Here is an 18,217-nt window from a genome sequence, read left to right as displayed (position 1 = left end):
CCTCTCTTGACCATGCCCCATACCTCCAGACAGTTCGTTGAAGATATAACGCGCAGGACTACGATTGGTTGTCATGTTTTACGGAAATATCAATAATAGGCATAACGCCTGAGCATCCGCGACTCAACCACACCGACCAGACGGGTCAGCGGGAAAGCGACAAGGAAGTAGATGAGCGCAACCGTCGTGAGGAACTCCACAGGGCGGGCAGTGCTGTTTGAAATGTTTTGCCCCACAAACATCAGGTCCGCTACGCCGACCGACGAAATGAGCGCGCTTTCCTTGAACAGGCTCACGATATTCGACAGCAGCGGAGGAATGGCGCGCAGCAGCGCTTGTGGAAAAATCACATAGAGGATCTTCGCCTGGGGCGAAAGGCTGAGTGCGATGCAAGCGTCATGCTGCTCGGCTGATATGGACTTCAGCCCGCCCCGGAAGGTCTCGCTGGTAATGGCCGCCATATACAGGGTCAGTGCGATGAGCACCGACAGGTACGACGGTATGGGCAGCCGGAATACCACCGGAAAGCAGAAGAACACCCAGAACAGCTGAATGAGCAAGGGCGTTCCGCGAAAGAAATCCACGTAGAAGCTCGTCAACGTTTTCAACCAGCGTGACGGGGACATTCGCAGCACGCTCAGCACGAATCCCGCAAGGCTTCCAATGATGGCGCAACTGCTTGTAAATGCGAGCGTCATTCCGAGCCCTTTGGCGAGGACCGGCCAATAAGGAAGTACTACAGAGAAATCGAGATTCATGGTCTTCTCCTCAGCGCTGCACCGCAGTGTCCTGGCGACGCGCAACGACGTTCACCAGTTTCGCGACAGGCAGTGAGAGAGCGAAATAGATCAGCGCAATCACGGAGTAAGTCTCGAGCGGCCGGTAGGCTTCGGTGGCCAGACTCTTGCCGACATACATCAGGTCGGCTACCGCCACGATGGCCACGAGAGCACTTTGCTGCAAGCTGCCAATCCCATTGGTCATCAGCACCGGCATCGCGCTACGCAACGCCTGGGGAAGAACAACGTACACAGTACGCTGCCACGGCCGCAGCCCAAGCGCGACCGATGCATCGAGGTGCTCCTTCGGAACCGCCTGGACACCGGCTCTATACGCTTCGGCGTTGAATGCGGTCAGGTTCAATCCGAGCGCAAGCACACCCATCACAATGGGATCGATAAAGATATCGACCATCATCGGGATGCAGTAAAAGAACCAGACAATCTGCAAAAGCGCCGGCGTGCAGCGAAAGAATTCGACAAAGAGCTGTGCCGGCCAGCGTACGATTGTCCAGCGGCTCATCACCAGAAGGCACAGAAAGAAGCCGAGGACGAGGCCCATGATGTTCGCCGCGACGGCAAGCTCTATGGTTACCTTCAGACCACCGAGCAGCGCACTGGCGCTACCGGCAAGAAAGCTGAAGTCGAAGTGGTAGTTCATGGCTTCGACCTCAATCAAGATGCAGAACTTTTTCGAGGAACTCGCGAGTGCGAGCTTCCCTCGGGCACTTGAAACATCTCGGCCGGCACGCCTTCTTCGACTATTTTTCCGCTCGCACAGAAGACCACACGTGTGGCGATATCGCGCGCGAAATGCATGTCGTGGGTGACAATGATCATTGCCATCTTCTGTTCGGCCAGTTGCAGCATTACGTTCTGGACTTCAATGACCATTTCGGGGTCGAGGGCCGACGTCACTTCATCGAACAGCATGAGTTTCGGCTCGAGCATCAGCGCGCGAGCGATCGCCACGCGTTGCTTCTGACCGCCCGACAACTGACTCGGGTACGCGTGCAGTTTGCTCTCAAGACCAAGGCGCGCGAGATACGTCTTCGCGCGCGCTGTAGCTTCCCCTTTCGAGATGCCACCAACCTTGACGGGAGCAAGGATGAGGTTGCCAAGCACCGAAAGATGGGGGAAAAGGGTGTAATGCTGGAACACCATCCCGATCTGTTTCTGCAATGTCTGATCAATCCGTTTTCCGTGGCCGGAGTCAGCGCCGTGGATATAGGGCTTGCCCTGAAACCCTATCTCGCCGCCCTGGATGCCCTCCAGGCCTATCATGACCCGCAGCAATGAGCTCTTGCCGCTGCCGCTCGGGCCAATGATGACCAGCCGGTCGTCGGCGCGCATGTTCAAGCTCATCTGGTCCATGACGGCAAGGTTTTCGCCATATGACTTGTACACGTTACGGAGCTGAACGAAGTCACCCGTCACTGCTGCCGATATCTTATGGGGAGTCGACTTGATGTCCGGCTGAACGGCCATGATTTGAGGTGACAACATGCGCAATCTCTCCCGCGGAGCGCGTATCGGGCGCTCGATATACGAATCGAAAATAGAAACCCGGCGACGCTTGGTCGCGTACCTTTGCTAAACCAAGGCCCTTGGGTTTCACCCCGCTTCTTAAGAATATAAATAATCAGTAGTGCTGCATGGGTCGCTATTTGTTTGCTGCAAGCATTGCCTGAACAGACGTCTTGATGAGCCGATTAACAGCGCCCGATGTGACCTGTTGATTCAGATATTTATTGAGGACGTCAATATCCGCGGCAGTAGTGTCTTTGCGCAGGCCGAACGCGACTTCCTGCTGCGCGAGCGGCGGCATAGGGTTGAAGCCGACCGCCCATTCCGGGTGTGCTTCGGTCAGAAGCATGTTTGTGATGTTTGCGTCCGCCAGGAGGTCGGCACGCTTGGAAATCAACGCAAGACGCGTTTCATCATTGCCCGGCAAACGCATGATTTGCGCTTGCTTGAGCACCGCTGAGATCGCTTTGTCCTGTGAGGTGCCGGACATCACCGCGACGATCACACCCGGCTTGTCTATGTCGGCGATGGTGCGCACGGTCTGTGGAATCTTCGGGTTGTTCTTGTTGTAGACAAAGGAAACGTTGTAATCCGTCGCGCCCGACGAGAACGCAACGGCCTTTTCACGCTCAGGCGTGTCGTTCAACGCCATCGACAGGTCCCACTTTTCTGACTGCAATCCGGCAACGATGTTGTCCCACGTCGTATCGACGAACTCGACCTTCACTTTCAGCACGTTTTGCCCAAAGTCGCGGCAAAGGTCCGCGAAGAAGCCGCTGTATGCACCGGTTTTCGCATCCCTCATCACATACGGCGGCGCCACGGCGGCACCGCAACGCAAAACCCCTGCTTTCTTGACGCTTTGCCAGGAGCTTGTGTCATCCGCGCGCGATTGCAGGCTGACGGACAGTGACGCAGCGGCTACCAGCCATACAAGGGCCTGGCGGGTGAAGCGAGACAGGTGGAGCATTCTGACCTCTCAAATTAGGGGTAAACCCATGGCTGACTATTAACTGAGCGAACAATGATGCGTGTTTCAATGTGTGCAGCATTGCGTACATCGTAGGGCATCAAAATTTGGGATGTCAACCAGGTAATTGCCCGGCCAAGCAAAGACATTGGTTCGTTGGTCAACCCGGAAGCGCGTGGCGGTCGTCGCAAACACGCCTTTGTTTGCCCGATCGTTTAAGCCGGTTTTAATTTTGGGTTGCCATGATGGTTGTGCAGGCTAGTGTTCAAAGGGCGCTTGTTTCGGCACCCGCACTAGACGGCGATACCGGAAGTTACAGAAGGGAGTTGAATCAGACATGCCTAACAAATCGCGAGCGCGCAAACATACTCAGCCGGCCATGTCGCCGCTGCTAAGGGCACTTACCTTTAGTCGTGCCGGACACGAACCCGTCACCCAGGCCATGCTTCTTCAGTGTTATGTGGGCCTGGATGCATTCCGGCGAGGCCACGGCTCGCGTGAACTATTTACGACCGTCGGCCGACAGTTGCTTGTTGCGGAGGAGCTTTGCCATATCGGGTATCAGCCGGACCGGATTTCGGACATACAAGAGGCGCTCGCGGCGATGATGCATATTGACGCTACCAACAAGGAAGACGGCGTCTGGCTGATGGGCGATGCAGAATACGCATGGCTGTGTGTGGTATTCGAGATTTTCGGCCGCCAGTTGTCTGCTGCCTCCCTTGATAGTATTGCCAAGGCCGAAACGCGAATGGTGGAAGGCTTGCTCAAAGCCGAACGAACTCCGGCCATTGTTGAAGCATCGGCTTAACGCAACCTGACGTAACTTAAGTACGTCGGCTGAGTCCACGCGAAGCACTTCCGGCTATTCATCAGGTTGTCTCGCCGGACTGATACATTGTCCAGGTCTCCAGTTATCCTATGCAAATCTGTCTTTCCGCAGAATGAGCGACGTTCACGGTCACGAAATAATAGTACGATGCTCCTGAAAGACGAACCTTGCCATTCGGCGAATGCGGGGAAGGTACTGGACACACAGGATGAGTAATCAACAGCGCAGAAGCGCCTCGGAAATACGAGTAGCATTCAAAACGATGAGCGTCCAAGAACTCCCTTATGCATCTGCGCTCGCGATATTCGACCACTTGTGGGACGAGGCCAATCGCGCGGCCGTTGAGGTGATGGGAACGTCCTTGATGGCTGAGTACGTTGCGCTTCTCAAGGAAATGGAGTGGTGGTTTCAAGCGGAAGCGAAAAACGCACAGTCCTGACTACAAGAGCTCGACTGTTCGCGGGGATTCGCCGCTCGAATTGAAGCCCATCTACGCTATCGCGGTTTTATTGGTCGTTGGACATTCTCTGGATTTGAAAACCCGTGACAGCAGCTACGCATCGAACAGCAGAGGAAATCTCGTTTGCGTTCGCAAGCCTGCTCGCATTGCCTCTCGCAAGGCCGGAGGCGGCCAGGCGGTTTCAGCTTCTGTGGGATGAAGCCAATGAAGGCGCCTATGCGTGCTTCGCCAGGGCGCCAATGTCCGATTACGTGGTGTTGTTGAAAGACATGGATAAACGATGGCGCCTTAAAGGCCCCCTACATTGACATGCTTCCGCGTAATGCTGCCGCTGCCGTTGTGAGGCGCCGGCGCAATCGTTGTTACTTCCTTTCCATCCGGTTCGCCTACCGCCACATTCTAATGAGGCTGCTTCTGACCGGCCTTGATTGTTGCGCGAACACGCTTGGCGACGAACAGGGGCACAAAGTCATGAATTCTCGCGTTCTCCGCGAACTCGGCCCACGTGTCAGCGTAGAGCTTGGAAACCGTCTCGGACGAAGTATTGGTTTCGGTCGCAATGGTCTGTACAACCTCGCTGGCATCAGTCGGTGTCATAGCGCTCTCGCTCCGCATAAGTTGTAAGAGCACCGAGTAGAGGCTTGTCGATAAAGCAAATCCAATTGAACGTGACTATGGGCGAGTCGCTGCGAAAGGAGGCGCCATCCACCCGGCGAAAATAGCCAAGGGTTCTTGATGCGCGTCGTGAGATTTCGCCGTTTGGTAAAGTCAGAAGTGCCATCTGACGCGGGTCCGGGGAAAGGACGGTGAAGCCCTGTTAGACGATGCACGCCCTGACGCCCTGTCACAGCAGTGTCATTGGATTGCCAAACTGCGGCTGTAGGATTCGCGCGGGAAACCACCGCCATCAGATTGGGGTCGCGCCATGAATGCCAAATGCAAGGTCCTGTTCCTCTGTCGCGCGAATTCTGCGCGCAGCATCATGGCTGAATCCCTGCTCAGGCAACTTGCACCGGACAGGTTCGAAGCATTCAGCGCGGGGGTCGAGCCTGCAGCACGACTTCACCCGCTGACCATCGCGCAGCTTAGCTCGACAATCGCTGACATTCATATCTTGCAGCCTAAGAGTTGGCAGGGATTCGTCGATACCGACGCTCCGCGTATGGATGTGGTCGTCGCCATGTGCGACGAGGCCGATGAGGCACACGCGCCGAACTTCCCGGGATCGCCTGTATTTTGCCGATGGACATTTGACGACCCGCTCGCTGAGTTCGCGAACGAGGACTTGCAGAAACAGGCGTTCGAACGGGTTTTCCGCCAGATCCTGAGGCGCATCAGCGTGTTCATCGCGCTTCCCTTGCAATCGATGAATGCCGATGAACAGGTGCTGGCGGTGAACGCTCATCCGGAAGCGGGTCGCAGCGGAGCCGGCTCCGCGTTGTAATCAAGGCTCGCCCTGCAGCGCTATGACGTCGTCCGCAATATCTCGTGCGCGGCGCGCATGTGACGTCTTTTCTCGTCTTCGAAGTATTGGACGGCTTCTTTCACCCCGTCAGGTTCACCTGGCTGGAACGAATACACCTGAAGTAACGTCTCGCTCGTGACAAGATCATTAAGCTTGCCGAGTTCGTTCTGCACGGATGTCAGACGCTCGATTGTGGATTGGTGGCTGTGGGTGAGGACCGGCGAAAAGAACTCCAGCAAATACCGAAGTTTTTTTCCCGAGATTCGCACTTCGTGCAGCATCGCGTATCCCGAGTGTTCGGGTTCCGTTGCTTGCGTGACTCGCTTCTTCAGCGCCTTCTCAGCCCGTGCAACACGCTCTTCAGCAAACTCGGAAAGAACGGGAAGCTCGCATTGTGAATCCAGCTGGCGCGCGGCGCCTGTCACCGCGCGTTGCAGTATTTTCTCAACGCCCGCACTACGAATTGTTCTCAGGCTGAGTGAAAGAGCATGGGTCCGATGCTCTTCTACCGAAACGAGAAGCCGCCGGTGCGATAGCTGCTTCGGCTGGCTTGCCATGAGAATGTCACGGAGCACGTCCCAGTCGCGGGTCTTACCCGCAGCGTCGGCAAGGTATTTAAACTCGCTCCGCTTGAGCTTGGCATCTTTCTTATCGAGTAGCGGTTCATAAGCCCACCAAAGCGAACGCAGCCGACGCAGGGCGACCCGAAGCTTATGCAGAACTTCCGGCTCAGATCCGGCATGCAGTGCATGGGCGCGCCGTATGACCTCTGCAGACGTCTGCGTGGCGAGAACCGCAAACGCAGTGGCCACGGATGTAGAGGGACTTATCGATCCTGGAGGCGCGCTGTCTTTCCCCGAGTCCAACTCATCCGGTGTCAAAGCGAGAATGTGGGAACTCATTAGGGACGCCCTCGGAAAGTGCAAGGTGTAGAAGAAGCACCCGGAACGAAGCCGGTTTTCAATCAACTTCCAATCGCGCACGTCTGGCTGTCCCGCGCCAAGGACCCGCGCTGAATCCTACAACAGCGGCGGACGATGTGCCAAGAAGGCCACATGCTCTATTTTTTATTCGAGAAAGTTTTCATATCAGTAAGCGCTTAAGGGCGGCATGGGCCGCCGGCAGTCACAAAGAATTCTTCTCGGCAGCCATAGTGCGCTACCTGCATCTCGTCAGAGCGTCATCAAACGTTCAAGCCACTAAGCAACTATCTGACGACTGACAGACCCTGTCAGCAACGCGTCCGTTCCCCCAAATCTTTACTCCGCTGCAAGAACTGCATCGTCGCTCAACGAGCAGTCGGGACCATGGCGCGGATGCCCCTCGGCAACCAAGGAGATATGAATGTCCACAAAGTGTATTGCGCTCTCGAACAACGACGTCATTCTTGTGGCATGGACATTCGACCACAAGCTGTCCGGGTGTGTTGGTTTCGACGTCCGGCGCATTAATGCATCAGATGCGAAGCTCGACATCAGCACCCCTCAAGGTGTTTCCCTGCCCGCCATGGCAGGTTTTCCGAGTGACCCCAATTCAGGGCACACCGGGCAGACCACCGCACAAGGTCCAATCCAGAAATTCTTCTGGAAGGATCTGTTTGTAAAGGATGCTCACAAGCAGGGCACCTACGTTTATCAAATCATCCCGCTTCAAGGCGCCTTCAGCAAAGATGCGCCGCCGAAGTTGGCTGCTCTCGCGGGTGCACCTGTCCTCTATTCGAACCCTGTCAGCCTGGCGGCGGAACATGGCCCTAAGGACGACCCCGAAGCCATCACGTGCTATTTCAACCGGGGAATCCTCGCGACGCAGGCCGTCGCGCGTCAACTCCCGAAGAGCAAGTCCGATTTGCCGGATTCCGGGGCGCTGCTCAAACGTATTGCCGACGCGAGTGACCCGCTGCGCAAGTCACTGGCAGGCGATCTTGTGACGGTGCTTCCGTCGCTGCTCGCCGAGGCGAAGGCACAGGGTGGAAGCTGTTACGGCGCGTTGTATGAGCTTGCCGACAAACAACTTGAAGCGTCTCTCGTTGGCAACAAGCAATTGCACCTGATTCTGTCAAATACCTATGACAGCACCTCACACGATGACGACAAGGAGAACGCGCCGGCACGCGAAGCGCTGCATCACTCGGGTGTCGACGTGACAGACCGGATGCTTCCTGATGGCAGTCATATTGGCCATAACAAGTTCATGCTTTATGTCGATGCCAAGAGCACGCCGGCAAGCGTGCTGACCGGATCAACCAATTGGACGCCCACGGGCCTTTGCGCACAGACCAACAACAGCATCGTGTTCCGTTCGCCGTCCCTCGCGAGTGCGTATTCGACCTACTGGGATGCGCTCAAGAAAGATACGCTGGATGCCGGCACGGATCCTCATGCGTTGCAAAGCAAAGCATTCCGCACGGCAAACGCTTCGCCGGTTACCGTGCAGGTTCCGGGCGCAAGGAAAACGACGCTCTGGTTCTCGCCGAACACGCTCCAGAAGAACAAGGCGAAGGGCGTTACACCGCCCGACATGGCAGATGTCTATGCTCGAATAGAGGCTGCGAAATCGGCGGTGCTCTTCCTCGCATTCGACCCGGGTCAGCCCAGCATTATTGATGCCGCTGCCTCCGCGCAGGAGAAGAATCAGAAGCTGTTCATCCGGGGTGCACTCACCAATGCGGACCGGGCAGGCAACTTCGTCATCGACCTTCACAACAACAATTCGAAGCCAACGGACCCGGCTCAAGTGATTCCCGCCCAAGGTGTGAACGACGCGTTTGGCGTCTGGGAAAAGGAGCTCGCCAGAGCCGGCCATGCTGTCATCCACGACAAGATCGTGGTGATCGACCCATTCGATCCCGAGCGTTGCACCGTGGTGGTCGGTAGCCACAATCTGGGAAACAAGGCGTCGTCCACCAACGATGAAAATCTCGTCATCATTGAAGGCAATGTGAGCCTGGCCTGCGCCTATGCTGTCCACGTGCTGGATGTGTACGACCATTATCGCTGGCGCTATCTGCTCGCTCAGCACGGGACCAAGGATAGCTGGCAGGGGTTGCATGAAGACGACTCGTGGCAGGCCAGCTATTTCTCGTCGACTGGCCATGCGAGCAACGCCGAACTGGCGTTCTGGCTGGGGGCTCCCGCGGGTGGTACGGGGCAGCAGTCGAAGGCAGCGCCTGCCCGTGTACACGCGTTGGAACACTAGGGTACTGAGTGGGCTGGGGCAGCGAAGGCAGGAACGCATTGACCGGGTCCCGGCCCGATTCCCCCATGTCGGCCGGCCGCGACTAATTTGAGCTTGGGACCGAATGCAGGATTGAAGCAATTCCCTTCGACGACAGCGCGCGTTCAATCCCGAGGACTGCTCCTCCGATCGCGCCGGCATATTGATTGAGCGCCGTGTTTTCGATGAGCAGGCTTCTTGTCGCGAGCGGCAATGCCCGCCTGTAAACAACCGCGCGAACGCCCGCAAGCAAGTCGTCACTGATTCTCGCCATCCGGCCGCCGAGGACAACCGCGGCTGGGTTGTACATGTGGACCACCATGGCGATCACCTCGCCAATTTCAGCCGCCGCGGCGCGAATGAGCCGGACGGCCTGACGGTCTCCCGAGCGAACCAGCCGCACAAGGTCATCCACATTTTGTGCGCCGGCTTCAGGCAATGCCTGGAGATTTGCAAGGACAGCAGTAGTCGAGGCGACTGCTTCGACGCAGCCAATATTTCCGCACCGGCAAATGACGTCGTCACGCCCGGGGACCCTGATGTGCCCGATATCACCCGCCGAGCCATCGGCGCCTCTGTGCAACATGCCGTTCGACGTAATGATCCCGCATCCTATCCCGGTCGACACCTTGGCAAACAACAACGGGGACTGATGAGCGGGGCGCGTGCGGGCCTCGCCCAACGCCATGAGGTTGACATCGTTGTCGACCAGCACCGGGCTCTTGAGCCGCGATTGCAGATACTCGGAGACCTGGAAGCCGTCCCATCCCGGCATGATGGGCGGCCTCACGCAAACGCCGCGGCTGAAGTCCACGGGGCTCGGCAGACCGACCACAACGCTGCGTATGGATTGGTCGAGAAGCCGGTGCTCCCGCAGCAACTGCTGGAACTGGTCGACGATCGAATCGAGGACGATCTCGGGTCCAAGCGCGACATCAATGCCGAAGACTCTTTCCGCCAGCCGCCTCTGAGCAAGATCCGAGATGACGAGTCGCCCATGGGTCGCCCCCATGTCCGCCACCAGAATGAGCCCGGCGCGGGAATTGAGCAGGAGCATGGTGCCCGGCCGTCCCCTGGCGGATGCACTTTGCGTTTGCTCCTTGACGAGGTTGCATTCGATCAGCGGCTGGATCAATTGCGACACGGTGGAGCGGGCGAATCCCGTGTCACGCGCAAGGTCGGCGCGGCTGATTCCTTGAGACGAAGCGATCAGCCTTGCCAGTTTGCTTTGAATTTCAAACTCTTCGAGCCGGAAAGCCCGGTCGAAGGTGGCGAGGCGGGAGGGGGCGGGCTGATGGATTGGCGTGTTCATGACGGGGCCTTGGACAATCGAGCTTACTTAATCCACGCGCAAGCCACAAGAGTGCTCGCAAGGGCGATAGGTAAAGTATTTATGTCGGAAATCGAATTAAATAATACAAAATATCGGGCCAGGTTTTGCCCCGGTAATGTCCAGTCAACCAAATGGAGTTTAAAAAAATGGCTGAGACACTCGGTGTGGCAATCGTCGGCGCAGGAATGATGGGGGCGGTTCATTCCAAGGCGAGCCGGCTCGCCGGCGCGACGTTGAAAGGCATAGCGGCATCGAGTCCGCAGAGCGCCAGGGAGGCCGCCGCTCATCTGGCTCACCTGGGTATGGAGCGCGCGTATTCGAACGCCGACGAAGCCATTGCCGACCCTGCGGTCGACGTCATTCATATCTGCACGCCCAATTCCACGCACTACTCGATCGCCATGTCGGCGCTTGCCGCGGGCAAGCACGTGGTGTGCGAAAAGCCCCTGGCAACCAGTCTCTCCGACGCCAGGGCACTCGCGGCCGCAGCGCAAAAAGCGGGGCGCGTGGCAGCGGTCCCGTTCGTTTACCGGTATCACCCGATGGTCAGGGAGGCGCGCTCGCTCGTGCAGGATGGCACCGTCGGGGCGCTTCAACTCATTCACGGAAGCTATCTGCAAGACTGGCTGCTCGGACGGGACGACACCAACTGGCGCGTGGATGCCGCCCTGGGTGGCCCGTCGCGAGCATTCGCTGACATCGGGTCGCATTGGTGTGACCTGATCGAATGGATCAGCGGCGAACGATTCGAGGCCGTTGTCGCGACACTCCAGACCATCCTGCCCGACCGTCCCACCGGCACGGTCGAGACGTTTTCGTCTCCTGCCCCGGGTGCGTCGCTGGAAAGGCAGGCGGTGACGACCGAGGATGTGGCCGGCGCGTTGTTCCGGACCACCACCGGCGTACTGACAACGCTTACCGTGAGCCAGGTGTCGGCGGGCCGCAAGAACCGGTTGTGGTTCGAACTCGACGGCGCTCGCGCCAGCCTCGTATTTGATCAGGAAGATCCGGAACGCCTGTGGCTCGGAGAACGGGATTCGACCCGGCTGCTGGTGCGTGACCCGTCACGCGGCAGTGCCGAACAACGACGTCTCGCCACGCTGCCGGCCGGCCATGCCCAGGGTTATGCGCAATGCTTCGAAGCCTTTGTCGCCGACACCTATGCGGTGATTCGCGGCGAAGCGCGTGAAGGCTTGCCGACCTTCGAAGACGGGTATCGCTCGGCCCAGATCATTGATGCGGTGCTTCGTTCATCGAAAGCGCGCGCATGGGAGCCAATCTAGTCGCGGTCCACGTTGCACATCTATTAGAAAACCCGCCTTTCGCGGAACAACAGGAGACGAAAAATGAAGGTTCAAAAGTTGCTCAAGTCGACAACCGGCATCGCAGCGCTGGCCCTGACGCTGACTGCATGGACACCCGCGCAGGCCGCCGATATTGCGATCGTGCTGAAGACGCTGGCCAATCCGTACTGGGTCGCGATGCGCGACGGCATCCAGAAAGAGGCCAAGGCGAAGGGGGTGACCGTCGACATCCTCGCGGGCAACAGTGAAGACGACATCCAGGGTCAGCAGCGTCTGGTGGAAGACGTGCTCAACAAGAATTATAAGGCTATTGGCGTCGCACCCATCTCGCCGGTGAGCCTGATCCAGGCTGTTGCGGCGGCCACGAAGAAGGGCATTTATGTGGTCAATATCGACGAGAAGATTGACCAGGGCCAGTTGAAGGCAGCGGGCGGATCGGTAATCGCTTTCATCTCGAGCGACAACGTGGCGCTGGGCAACAAGGCAGGCGATTACATCGCCCAGAAGCTCGGCAGCGCGGGCGGCAGCGTGGCGATTATCGAGGGCAAAGCCGGTAACGTCTCGGGCGACGCCCGCCGCGACGGCGCGAAGCAGGCCTTTGCAAAGGTGCCGTCCATCAAGCTCGTTGCGAGTCAGCCGGGTGACTGGGATCGTTCGAAAGCACTGGACGTGACCACCAACATCCTGCAGCGTAACCCTGACCTGAAGGCCATTTACGCGGCGAACGACACCATGGCGCTCGGCGCCGCACAGGCGGTCAAGAATGCCGACAAACTCGGCAAGGTGATCGTGGTGGGCACGGACGGGGTTCCAGAAGCGCTTGATTCGGTCAAGCGCGGCGAGCTGACAGCGACCATCGCGCAGGACTCCGCAGCAATGGGCGCCAAGTCCGTGGACCTTCTGCTCGACGCGCTGAAGAACAAGCCCGCGATCAACCCGGCCTTGGCGCCGGTCTTCATACCGGTCGAATCGCATCTGATCACGAAGTAAGCCCGCGTGCCGACGTATTCAGCGAGGACCGGATGAACGATGTACTGGTAGCCGTGCGTGGCATCACGAAGATCTTCCCGGGCACGACCGCGCTCAGCGATGTGAGTTTTGATGTACGTGCAGGCGAGGTGCACGTGCTGCTCGGCGAGAACGGTGCCGGTAAATCGACGTTGATGAAAATCCTCAGCGGCATTTACGAGCCGACGTCAGGCGCTATTGTGGCGGGCGGGAATGAATACTCGAAGTTGTCGCCCGCGCTGTCGGCCCAGCTTGGCATCTGCCTGATTTATCAGGAGCTGAGTGTGATCGACTATTTGAGCATCGAGGAAAACCTGTTTGTCGGGCGCATTCCCACCGTCAGGCGCTTCGGTATTCCCGTGGTCGATCGCAAGCGCATGCATAACAAGGCGCGTGAAGTGCTTGCCCGGGTCGGTCTCGCACGCGACCCCCGCACGCTGGTTGGCGACCTGGGCATCTCGGAGAAACAGCAAGTCGAGATTGCCAAGGCGCTGGCGAGCGAGGCGCGTCTCATCATCATGGACGAGCCCACTTCGTCGCTGACCGATACCGAGGTCGCCAAACTCTTTACGGTCATTGGCGACCTCAAGCGCGACGGCGTGGGCGTGGCCTATATCTCCCACAAGCTCAAGGAGATTCCGGTAATAGGCGATCGCGTCACGGTCCTGAAGGATGGTAAATACGTCGGCACTTACGACGCTAAAACGACCTCGACGGACCGCCTCGTCGCGCTGATGGTCGGCCGGGAAATCGTTCACGGCCGACCGGGCGGCGTGGATGCAACACGCGCCGCGGTAGTGTTCTCAGTCGATCATCTTTCCTCGCGCGATGGATGGGTGCGCGACGTCTCGTTCAACGTGCATCGCGGAGAAATTTTTGGCTTCGCCGGCTTGATGGGATCAGGACGCAGTGAGCTGATGGAAACCATCTTCGGCGTTCGTCGAAAGTCGGCCGGCCTGATGACGCTCAACGGGCGCGAGATCACGATTGACTCGCCTTATCAGGCGGTCAAGCAAGGGCTTGCATTCGTGACCGAGGACCGGCGCGCGACGGGTTTTTTCCATAACCTGAATATTGAAGAGAACATCTTCGTCGTTCCCGCTTTGCGCAGCACGCGGCGTGCACTCTCGCTCGGATTGATCGACCGTGCACAGCAACGCGAATTCGGCTTGAGCTACAAGGAGCGGCTTCGGATTCGATGCGCCTCTTCAACGCAGAACATCACCGAACTATCGGGCGGCAATCAACAGAAGGCGATCATCGCCAAGTGGCTCGCGGCAAAGAGTGATCTCTTCATCTTCGATGAACCCACGCGCGGCATCGACATTGGTGCGAAGGCGGAGATCTATTCGATCATGCGCGCGCTCGCCAATGAAGGGAAGGCCATTCTCATGGTGTCCTCGGAGCTGCCGGAACTCATCGCGGTGTGCGATCGCATCGCGGTATACAAGGACGGCACGGTAGCGGCAACGCTTGCCAATGCCGACGCCACGGAAGAATCGATCATGCAAGTCGCCACCTCATGAGCGACAACGAAGGAGGCAAGATGAACCAGTCCAACACGTCCGGCGCGCCGCTCGCGGCGCCCCCTCGCCGGGATTTCGCCACAATATGGCAGACGTACGGCACATTCGGCATTCTCGTGGTGCTGCTTATCTTGTGCAGCATTGCGTCGCCGCAGTATTTCCTGACACGCGACAACCTGGTCCAGGTCCTCTTGCAGAGTTCGGTCATGGTCCTGCTTGCGTGCGGTGTGTTCTTCACCATCCTGATTGCAGGCATTGACCTGTCCATCGGCTCGGTGCTCGCGCTCTCAGGCATGGTGATGGCGAAGCTGATGATGGCCGGCTTGCCTGTGTGGCTCGCGGTGCTCATTGGCGGCGTAGGCGTTGGGGCGTTGCTTGGTGCGGTCAATGGCGCGCTTGTCAACCTCACGCAGTTGCATCCGTTCATCATCACGCTGGGCACGGCCGCGATTTACCGGGGCGTCACGCTCATCGTGTCGGACTCACGGTCTGTATTCGGCTTTGACCGCTCCTTTACCGACGTTGTTGCGGGCCGCGTTTTCGGCGTGCCGGTGCCGATCATCATTGCGGTTGCGGTGGCGGGATTCCTGATGTTCCTGACCAAGTTCACGAAGCTCGGCCGCAACATCTACGCACTCGGCGGCAACGCGCAGGCCGCGTTCTATTCGGGCATCAGCGTGAAGTTGCACACCATGGTCGTTTTTATCATTGCGGGAACCTGCGCGGGCATTGCCGGGATTGTCACGACCGCCCGCACCGCCGCTGCGGAACCGAATGCCGGAGTGGGTTTCGAGACCTTCGCGATTGCGTCCGCGATTATCGGCGGAACCAGCTTTTTTGGCGGGCGGGGACAGGTCGCGGGTGTCGTCATAGGCGGGTTGATCATCGGCGTGATCAACAACATCCTGAACATCATGAATGTGGAGACCTACTACCAGCAGATCGTGATGGGCGCACTCATCATTGCGGCGGTCACGGCCGACAAGCTCTTCACCCGCAAGTCCCGGTAAATCAATCTGCAGGCGCCGCGTGTCTTCCCTGACTGCGGCGCGGCTTCCGATATTCGTCCCCCGGAGTACCCATGACTCAAGCTGTAGAAAAAATCCGTCTGTTCGTTGCGCCTGCCCCACGTACCGTTGCGGACATTTTCAGTCCCGCCGATCTCGAGCGTCTCCATGCGCTTGGCGAGGTGTTCATTCATGAAGACGGTCCCGTGACCGATGAGATCTTCGAGCAACACGCTGTTCACGCCCACATCATTGTTGGTCAGTTCGACATGCCGGCCGAGCGTCTGATGCGTGCGGCCAATCTGCGAGCGATCGTCAATGTGGAAGGGAATTTTCTTCCGAACGTGGACTATGCCCAGTGCTTCAGGCAAGGCGTTCGTGTGCTGAATGTGAGCCCGGTGTTTGCGGAACCCGTGGCCGAAGCGGCGCTCGGCATGGCGATCGATCTCGCTCGCGGGATCAGTCATGCGGACAGGCGTTTTCGCAACGGCACCGAGCAATATGGGCTCGATGCAAACAAGGATGCGTTCTCGCTGTATGACGCGCCCGTGGGGTTCGTCGGGATGGGTGACCTCGGGCGTGCGATCCTGCCGCTCGTGGCGCCGTTTCGTGGCGTCGTGAGGGCGTTCGATCCCTGGCTGCCTCCGGCGTATATCGAGTCGCTTGGATGCGAGCCTGCATCGCTCGATACGGTATTGCGCGAGTCACAGGTCGTGTTCGTGGTGGCAGGCGTCACGTCTCAAAACCAGGGGTTTCTTACGCGCGACGAGTTTGCATCGATGCGCAAGGGGGGCGCTTTCATCCTGGTGAGCCGCGCGGGCGTAGTGGACTTCGATGCAATGCTCGACGCGGCCGCGACAGGTCACATCCGGGTAGCGACCGACGTCTTCCCGGAAGAGCCACTTGGTCCCGGGCACCGGGCGCGATCGATAGAGAACGTGCTGCTCTCGCCTCATCAGGCTGGCGCACTTGACGCCGTGTTGAGGGACATAGGCCGTCGTGCATTGGCCGATATCGAATTGATTGCGCGCGGGTTGCCGCCGGTGATGTGCAAGATCGCGCAGCCGGAAACAGTCGGCCTGATGCGTAGCAAGCCGGTGGACAAGAGCTGACCGATGCTGAGTCACATATCGCATTTCGCTGGAATCGCCGACAGGCATCGCGAGCTTAAATGGACTGAGTATCGAGGATGGACGGCGCTGTCCATGCGTCAGGGCGAGCTTGAGCTGACCGTGGTTCCTGTCATTGGCGGCCGGTTGATGAGCATCCGGCACGAGGGCGTCGAGCTGGCGTATATCAACGATGCCCTGGCCGGACGCGTGCCGGACTGGAGTGGCTCTCAATGGCAAACGCTTTGCGGAGAATGGGATTTTCCGCTATGGGGCGGCAGCAAGACCTGGGTAGCGCCTGAGGCCGACTGGCCCGGTGGCGCGCCTCAGCGCGATCTGGATAGCGGGCCCTACGAAGTCGTGAGTACGTGGTTCGAATCCAGGTCCATGGGCATCGAGTTGCTGAGCGCGGTTTGCAGGCAGAGCGGCTTGCAGATCCGGCGTCGCATTGTCCTCTCAGCACGAGATGGAGCGTGGACAACGTCACACGAACTTCGTAACCGGGGCGAACGGGCGCGGCAATGCGCGATCTGGGATGTCCTGATGTTGCGCCGGCCGGGGAAGGTCGAGGTTGCTATCGGGAGCGAAGGGGACTGGCGTGATTCGGTAACGCCATTTCCAGAAAAAGGCCCCTTGGGCGACATACGTGAATCCGCATTTGTGACGGGGTCGACCGGTCTTGTCACTACGCAATGCGTTGAGGCGGTCGAGTTCAAGCTGGGCGTAAAGAATTCGCCCGGTGTCATTCATGTCGAATTCGATGTGCCGGAAGGCAAGCACAGGTTGCGCAGGCGCTTTCCTGTTTTCGCGGAGGCGAGGTATGCTCACGGGACGCCGCTTGAAGTGTTCAACGCGCCCAGGCTGCCATACTTCGAGATCGAGTCGCATGGACCCCTGGTCGTCTTGCAGCCGGGTGAATCGGCAACGCTCAGTGTGGAAGAGGCCGTGGCCGGCGGCGCTGCTCAACTCCCTGATTGATTGCCGGATTACTCACACGGTCGCCTGCTGCTCATGCTGCTTACTCAAGTCGAATTTCGCGCATCGTGTTTTCTGTTCGATATGGACGGAACCTTGCTCAACTCACATGCGCCCGTGATCCGGGCGTATACGGATTGGGCGCTTCGGCGGGGGCTTGACCCCGAGATGGTCCTGCGCGAATGTCAGGGCCGGCGCGTGATAGACACGGTTCGCGCGTTGGCGCCGCCCGGAACGGATATTGAAGCCGATACAGCGGCGTTAAAGCAGATCGAGCTCGACGACGTGGAGGGCATTGTGGAAATTCCGGGCGCTCGGGATTTACTGGCATCCATCCCCGAAGATCGTTGGGCCGTGGTCACGTCGGCGGAACGCCCTCTTGCGCTAAGACGGCTCGAGGCCGCGGGACTGCCGGTCCCCAAGGTCTTGTTCTCCTCCGATGAAATCGTCCGTGGGAAACCTGCGCCGGATGGCTTCATTACAGCTTCGAGCGCATTAGGCGCGGCTCCCGGGCAAGCTATTGTGTTCGAGGATTCGGCCGCCGGGATTGCATCGGGACTGGCGGCAGGATCGCTGGTGATTGCCATCACTTCAACTTTATCCGCGGCGCAGATCGACGCCCTGGGTCCGCGAGGCTATCTTCACGATCTTCGCGGCCTGCATGTCTCGCACGACAACGGGGAGATGCGTCTTCGGGTGGCCTGAGTGG

General features: G+C 58.6%; 18 protein-coding genes. 11 read left to right on the top strand and 7 right to left on the bottom strand.

Annotated elements, in window-relative coordinates:
- Positions 1-89: 89 nt before the first annotated feature.
- From ABH944_RS16105 to ABH944_RS16090, 4 genes are all read right to left on the bottom strand, one after another.
- Positions 90-758, bottom strand: a complete 669-nt coding sequence (locus ABH944_RS16105; RefSeq protein WP_404607358.1) for an amino acid ABC transporter permease — start codon at positions 756-758, stop codon at positions 90-92.
- Positions 759-768: 10 nt separating this feature from the next.
- Entirely contained in the window at positions 769-1,440 is a 672-nt protein-coding gene (locus tag ABH944_RS16100) for an amino acid ABC transporter permease (protein WP_404607359.1), read from the bottom strand.
- A gap of 14 nt (positions 1,441-1,454) precedes the next feature.
- Positions 1,455-2,285 (bottom strand): amino acid ABC transporter ATP-binding protein, encoded by an 831-nt coding sequence (locus ABH944_RS16095; protein WP_404607361.1) that lies wholly within the window; start codon positions 2,283-2,285, stop codon positions 1,455-1,457.
- 157 nt (positions 2,286-2,442) lie between these two features.
- Complete coding sequence (locus ABH944_RS16090; RefSeq protein ID WP_404607363.1) at positions 2,443-3,276, bottom strand: substrate-binding periplasmic protein; 834 nt, start codon at positions 3,274-3,276, stop codon at positions 2,443-2,445.
- A 337-nt stretch (positions 3,277-3,613) separates the two neighbouring features.
- Here ABH944_RS16090 and ABH944_RS16085 point away from each other — a divergent pair, with 337 nt between their 5' ends.
- Together ABH944_RS16085 and ABH944_RS16080 are read left to right on the top strand one after the other, a co-directional pair.
- Positions 3,614-4,087 (top strand): hypothetical protein, encoded by a 474-nt coding sequence (locus ABH944_RS16085; RefSeq protein WP_404607364.1) that lies wholly within the window; start codon positions 3,614-3,616, stop codon positions 4,085-4,087.
- A 229-nt stretch (positions 4,088-4,316) separates the two neighbouring features.
- The gene (locus ABH944_RS16080; RefSeq protein WP_404607366.1) at positions 4,317-4,547 is read left to right on the top strand and encodes a hypothetical protein; all 231 of its coding nucleotides are present in this window, start codon (positions 4,317-4,319) and stop codon (positions 4,545-4,547) included.
- Positions 4,548-4,967: 420 nt separating this feature from the next.
- Here the strand turns inward: ABH944_RS16080 and ABH944_RS16075 are convergent, their stop codons facing one another.
- Complete coding sequence (locus ABH944_RS16075) at positions 4,968-5,165, bottom strand: DUF3562 domain-containing protein (protein ID WP_062083298.1); 198 nt, start codon at positions 5,163-5,165, stop codon at positions 4,968-4,970.
- A 328-nt stretch (positions 5,166-5,493) separates the two neighbouring features.
- Here ABH944_RS16075 and ABH944_RS16070 point away from each other — a divergent pair, with 328 nt between their 5' ends.
- Positions 5,494-6,012: an arsenate reductase ArsC gene (locus ABH944_RS16070; protein ID WP_404607368.1), complete on the top strand. Its 519-nt coding sequence runs from the start codon at positions 5,494-5,496 to the stop codon at positions 6,010-6,012.
- A 20-nt stretch (positions 6,013-6,032) separates the two neighbouring features.
- Here the strand turns inward: ABH944_RS16070 and ABH944_RS16065 are convergent, their stop codons facing one another.
- On the bottom strand, positions 6,033-6,935 hold the full coding sequence (locus tag ABH944_RS16065; RefSeq protein ID WP_404607369.1) for a CHAD domain-containing protein: 903 nt from the start codon (positions 6,933-6,935) through the stop codon (positions 6,033-6,035).
- Positions 6,936-7,377: 442 nt separating this feature from the next.
- Between ABH944_RS16065 and ABH944_RS16060 the strand changes: the two genes are divergently transcribed.
- Positions 7,378-9,228: a phospholipase D-like domain-containing protein gene (locus ABH944_RS16060; RefSeq protein WP_404607370.1), complete on the top strand. Its 1,851-nt coding sequence runs from the start codon at positions 7,378-7,380 to the stop codon at positions 9,226-9,228.
- Positions 9,229-9,310: 82 nt separating this feature from the next.
- On the opposite strand, the gene ABH944_RS16055 is transcribed toward ABH944_RS16060, so the two are convergent.
- A complete protein-coding gene (locus ABH944_RS16055) occupies positions 9,311-10,558 on the bottom strand; it encodes an ROK family transcriptional regulator (protein WP_404607371.1) in 1,248 nt (415 codons plus the stop codon).
- Positions 10,559-10,725: 167 nt separating this feature from the next.
- On the opposite strand from ABH944_RS16055, the gene ABH944_RS16050 reads away from it, so the two are divergent.
- The 7 genes from ABH944_RS16050 (at position 10,726) to ABH944_RS16020 (ending at position 18,213) form a co-directional block, all read left to right on the top strand.
- A complete protein-coding gene (locus ABH944_RS16050; RefSeq protein ID WP_404607373.1) occupies positions 10,726-11,862 on the top strand; it encodes a Gfo/Idh/MocA family protein in 1,137 nt (378 codons plus the stop codon).
- 63 nt (positions 11,863-11,925) lie between these two features.
- Positions 11,926-12,873 carry a D-allose transporter substrate-binding protein gene (gene alsB / locus ABH944_RS16045; RefSeq protein WP_404607375.1) on the top strand — a complete coding sequence of 316 codons (948 nt, stop codon included), beginning with the start codon at positions 11,926-11,928 and terminating at the stop codon, positions 12,871-12,873.
- A gap of 32 nt (positions 12,874-12,905) precedes the next feature.
- Positions 12,906-14,417 (top strand): sugar ABC transporter ATP-binding protein, encoded by a 1,512-nt coding sequence (locus ABH944_RS16040; protein WP_404607376.1) that lies wholly within the window; start codon positions 12,906-12,908, stop codon positions 14,415-14,417.
- Positions 14,418-14,437: 20 nt separating this feature from the next.
- Positions 14,438-15,427, top strand: a complete 990-nt coding sequence (alsC, locus tag ABH944_RS16035; RefSeq protein WP_404607378.1) for a D-allose ABC transporter permease — start codon at positions 14,438-14,440, stop codon at positions 15,425-15,427.
- 71 nt (positions 15,428-15,498) lie between these two features.
- Complete coding sequence (locus ABH944_RS16030; RefSeq protein WP_404607379.1) at positions 15,499-16,536, top strand: hydroxyacid dehydrogenase; 1,038 nt, start codon at positions 15,499-15,501, stop codon at positions 16,534-16,536.
- Between the two features lie 3 nt (positions 16,537-16,539).
- On the top strand, positions 16,540-17,511 hold the full coding sequence (locus tag ABH944_RS16025) for a hypothetical protein (RefSeq protein ID WP_404607380.1): 972 nt from the start codon (positions 16,540-16,542) through the stop codon (positions 17,509-17,511).
- A 33-nt stretch (positions 17,512-17,544) separates the two neighbouring features.
- On the top strand, positions 17,545-18,213 hold the full coding sequence (locus tag ABH944_RS16020) for an HAD-IA family hydrolase (RefSeq protein WP_404607382.1): 669 nt from the start codon (positions 17,545-17,547) through the stop codon (positions 18,211-18,213).
- The last annotated feature ends 4 nt before the right edge of the window (positions 18,214-18,217 follow it).

It is taken from the genome of Caballeronia udeis (genome assembly GCF_044909315.1).
GTDB classification, from domain to species: Bacteria; Pseudomonadota; Gammaproteobacteria; order Burkholderiales; family Burkholderiaceae; genus Caballeronia; species Caballeronia udeis_A.
This window is presented reverse-complemented; position numbering and strand designations above follow the sequence as displayed.

Bases quoted from the DNA above. Each gene is read 5' to 3' on its own strand.
- ABH944_RS16050 (WP_404607373.1), top strand. From the start codon at position 10,726: ATGGCTGAGACACTCGGTGTGGCAATCGTCGGCGCAGGAATGATGGGG.
- ABH944_RS16085 (WP_404607364.1), top strand. From the start codon at position 3,614: ATGCCTAACAAATCGCGAGCGCGCAAACATACTCAGCCGGCCATGTCG.
- ABH944_RS16055 (WP_404607371.1), bottom strand. From the start codon at position 10,558: ATGAACACGCCAATCCATCAGCCCGCCCCCTCCCGCCTCGCCACCTTC.
- ABH944_RS16065 (WP_404607369.1), bottom strand. From the start codon at position 6,935: ATGAGTTCCCACATTCTCGCTTTGACACCGGATGAGTTGGACTCGGGG.
- ABH944_RS16105 (WP_404607358.1), bottom strand. From the start codon at position 758: ATGAATCTCGATTTCTCTGTAGTACTTCCTTATTGGCCGGTCCTCGCC.
- ABH944_RS16030 (WP_404607379.1), top strand. From the start codon at position 15,499: ATGACTCAAGCTGTAGAAAAAATCCGTCTGTTCGTTGCGCCTGCCCCA.
- ABH944_RS16090 (WP_404607363.1), bottom strand. From the start codon at position 3,276: ATGCTCCACCTGTCTCGCTTCACCCGCCAGGCCCTTGTATGGCTGGTA.
- ABH944_RS16040 (WP_404607376.1), top strand. From the start codon at position 12,906: ATGAACGATGTACTGGTAGCCGTGCGTGGCATCACGAAGATCTTCCCG.
- ABH944_RS16020 (WP_404607382.1), top strand. From the start codon at position 17,545: ATGCTGCTTACTCAAGTCGAATTTCGCGCATCGTGTTTTCTGTTCGAT.
- ABH944_RS16095 (WP_404607361.1), bottom strand. From the start codon at position 2,285: ATGTTGTCACCTCAAATCATGGCCGTTCAGCCGGACATCAAGTCGACT.
- alsC (WP_404607378.1), top strand. From the start codon at position 14,438: ATGAACCAGTCCAACACGTCCGGCGCGCCGCTCGCGGCGCCCCCTCGC.
- ABH944_RS16060 (WP_404607370.1), top strand. From the start codon at position 7,378: ATGTCCACAAAGTGTATTGCGCTCTCGAACAACGACGTCATTCTTGTG.
- ABH944_RS16075 (WP_062083298.1), bottom strand. From the start codon at position 5,165: ATGACACCGACTGATGCCAGCGAGGTTGTACAGACCATTGCGACCGAA.
- ABH944_RS16070 (WP_404607368.1), top strand. From the start codon at position 5,494: ATGAATGCCAAATGCAAGGTCCTGTTCCTCTGTCGCGCGAATTCTGCG.
- ABH944_RS16080 (WP_404607366.1), top strand. From the start codon at position 4,317: ATGAGTAATCAACAGCGCAGAAGCGCCTCGGAAATACGAGTAGCATTC.
- ABH944_RS16100 (WP_404607359.1), bottom strand. From the start codon at position 1,440: ATGAACTACCACTTCGACTTCAGCTTTCTTGCCGGTAGCGCCAGTGCG.
- ABH944_RS16025 (WP_404607380.1), top strand. From the start codon at position 16,540: ATGCTGAGTCACATATCGCATTTCGCTGGAATCGCCGACAGGCATCGC.
- alsB (WP_404607375.1), top strand. From the start codon at position 11,926: ATGAAGGTTCAAAAGTTGCTCAAGTCGACAACCGGCATCGCAGCGCTG.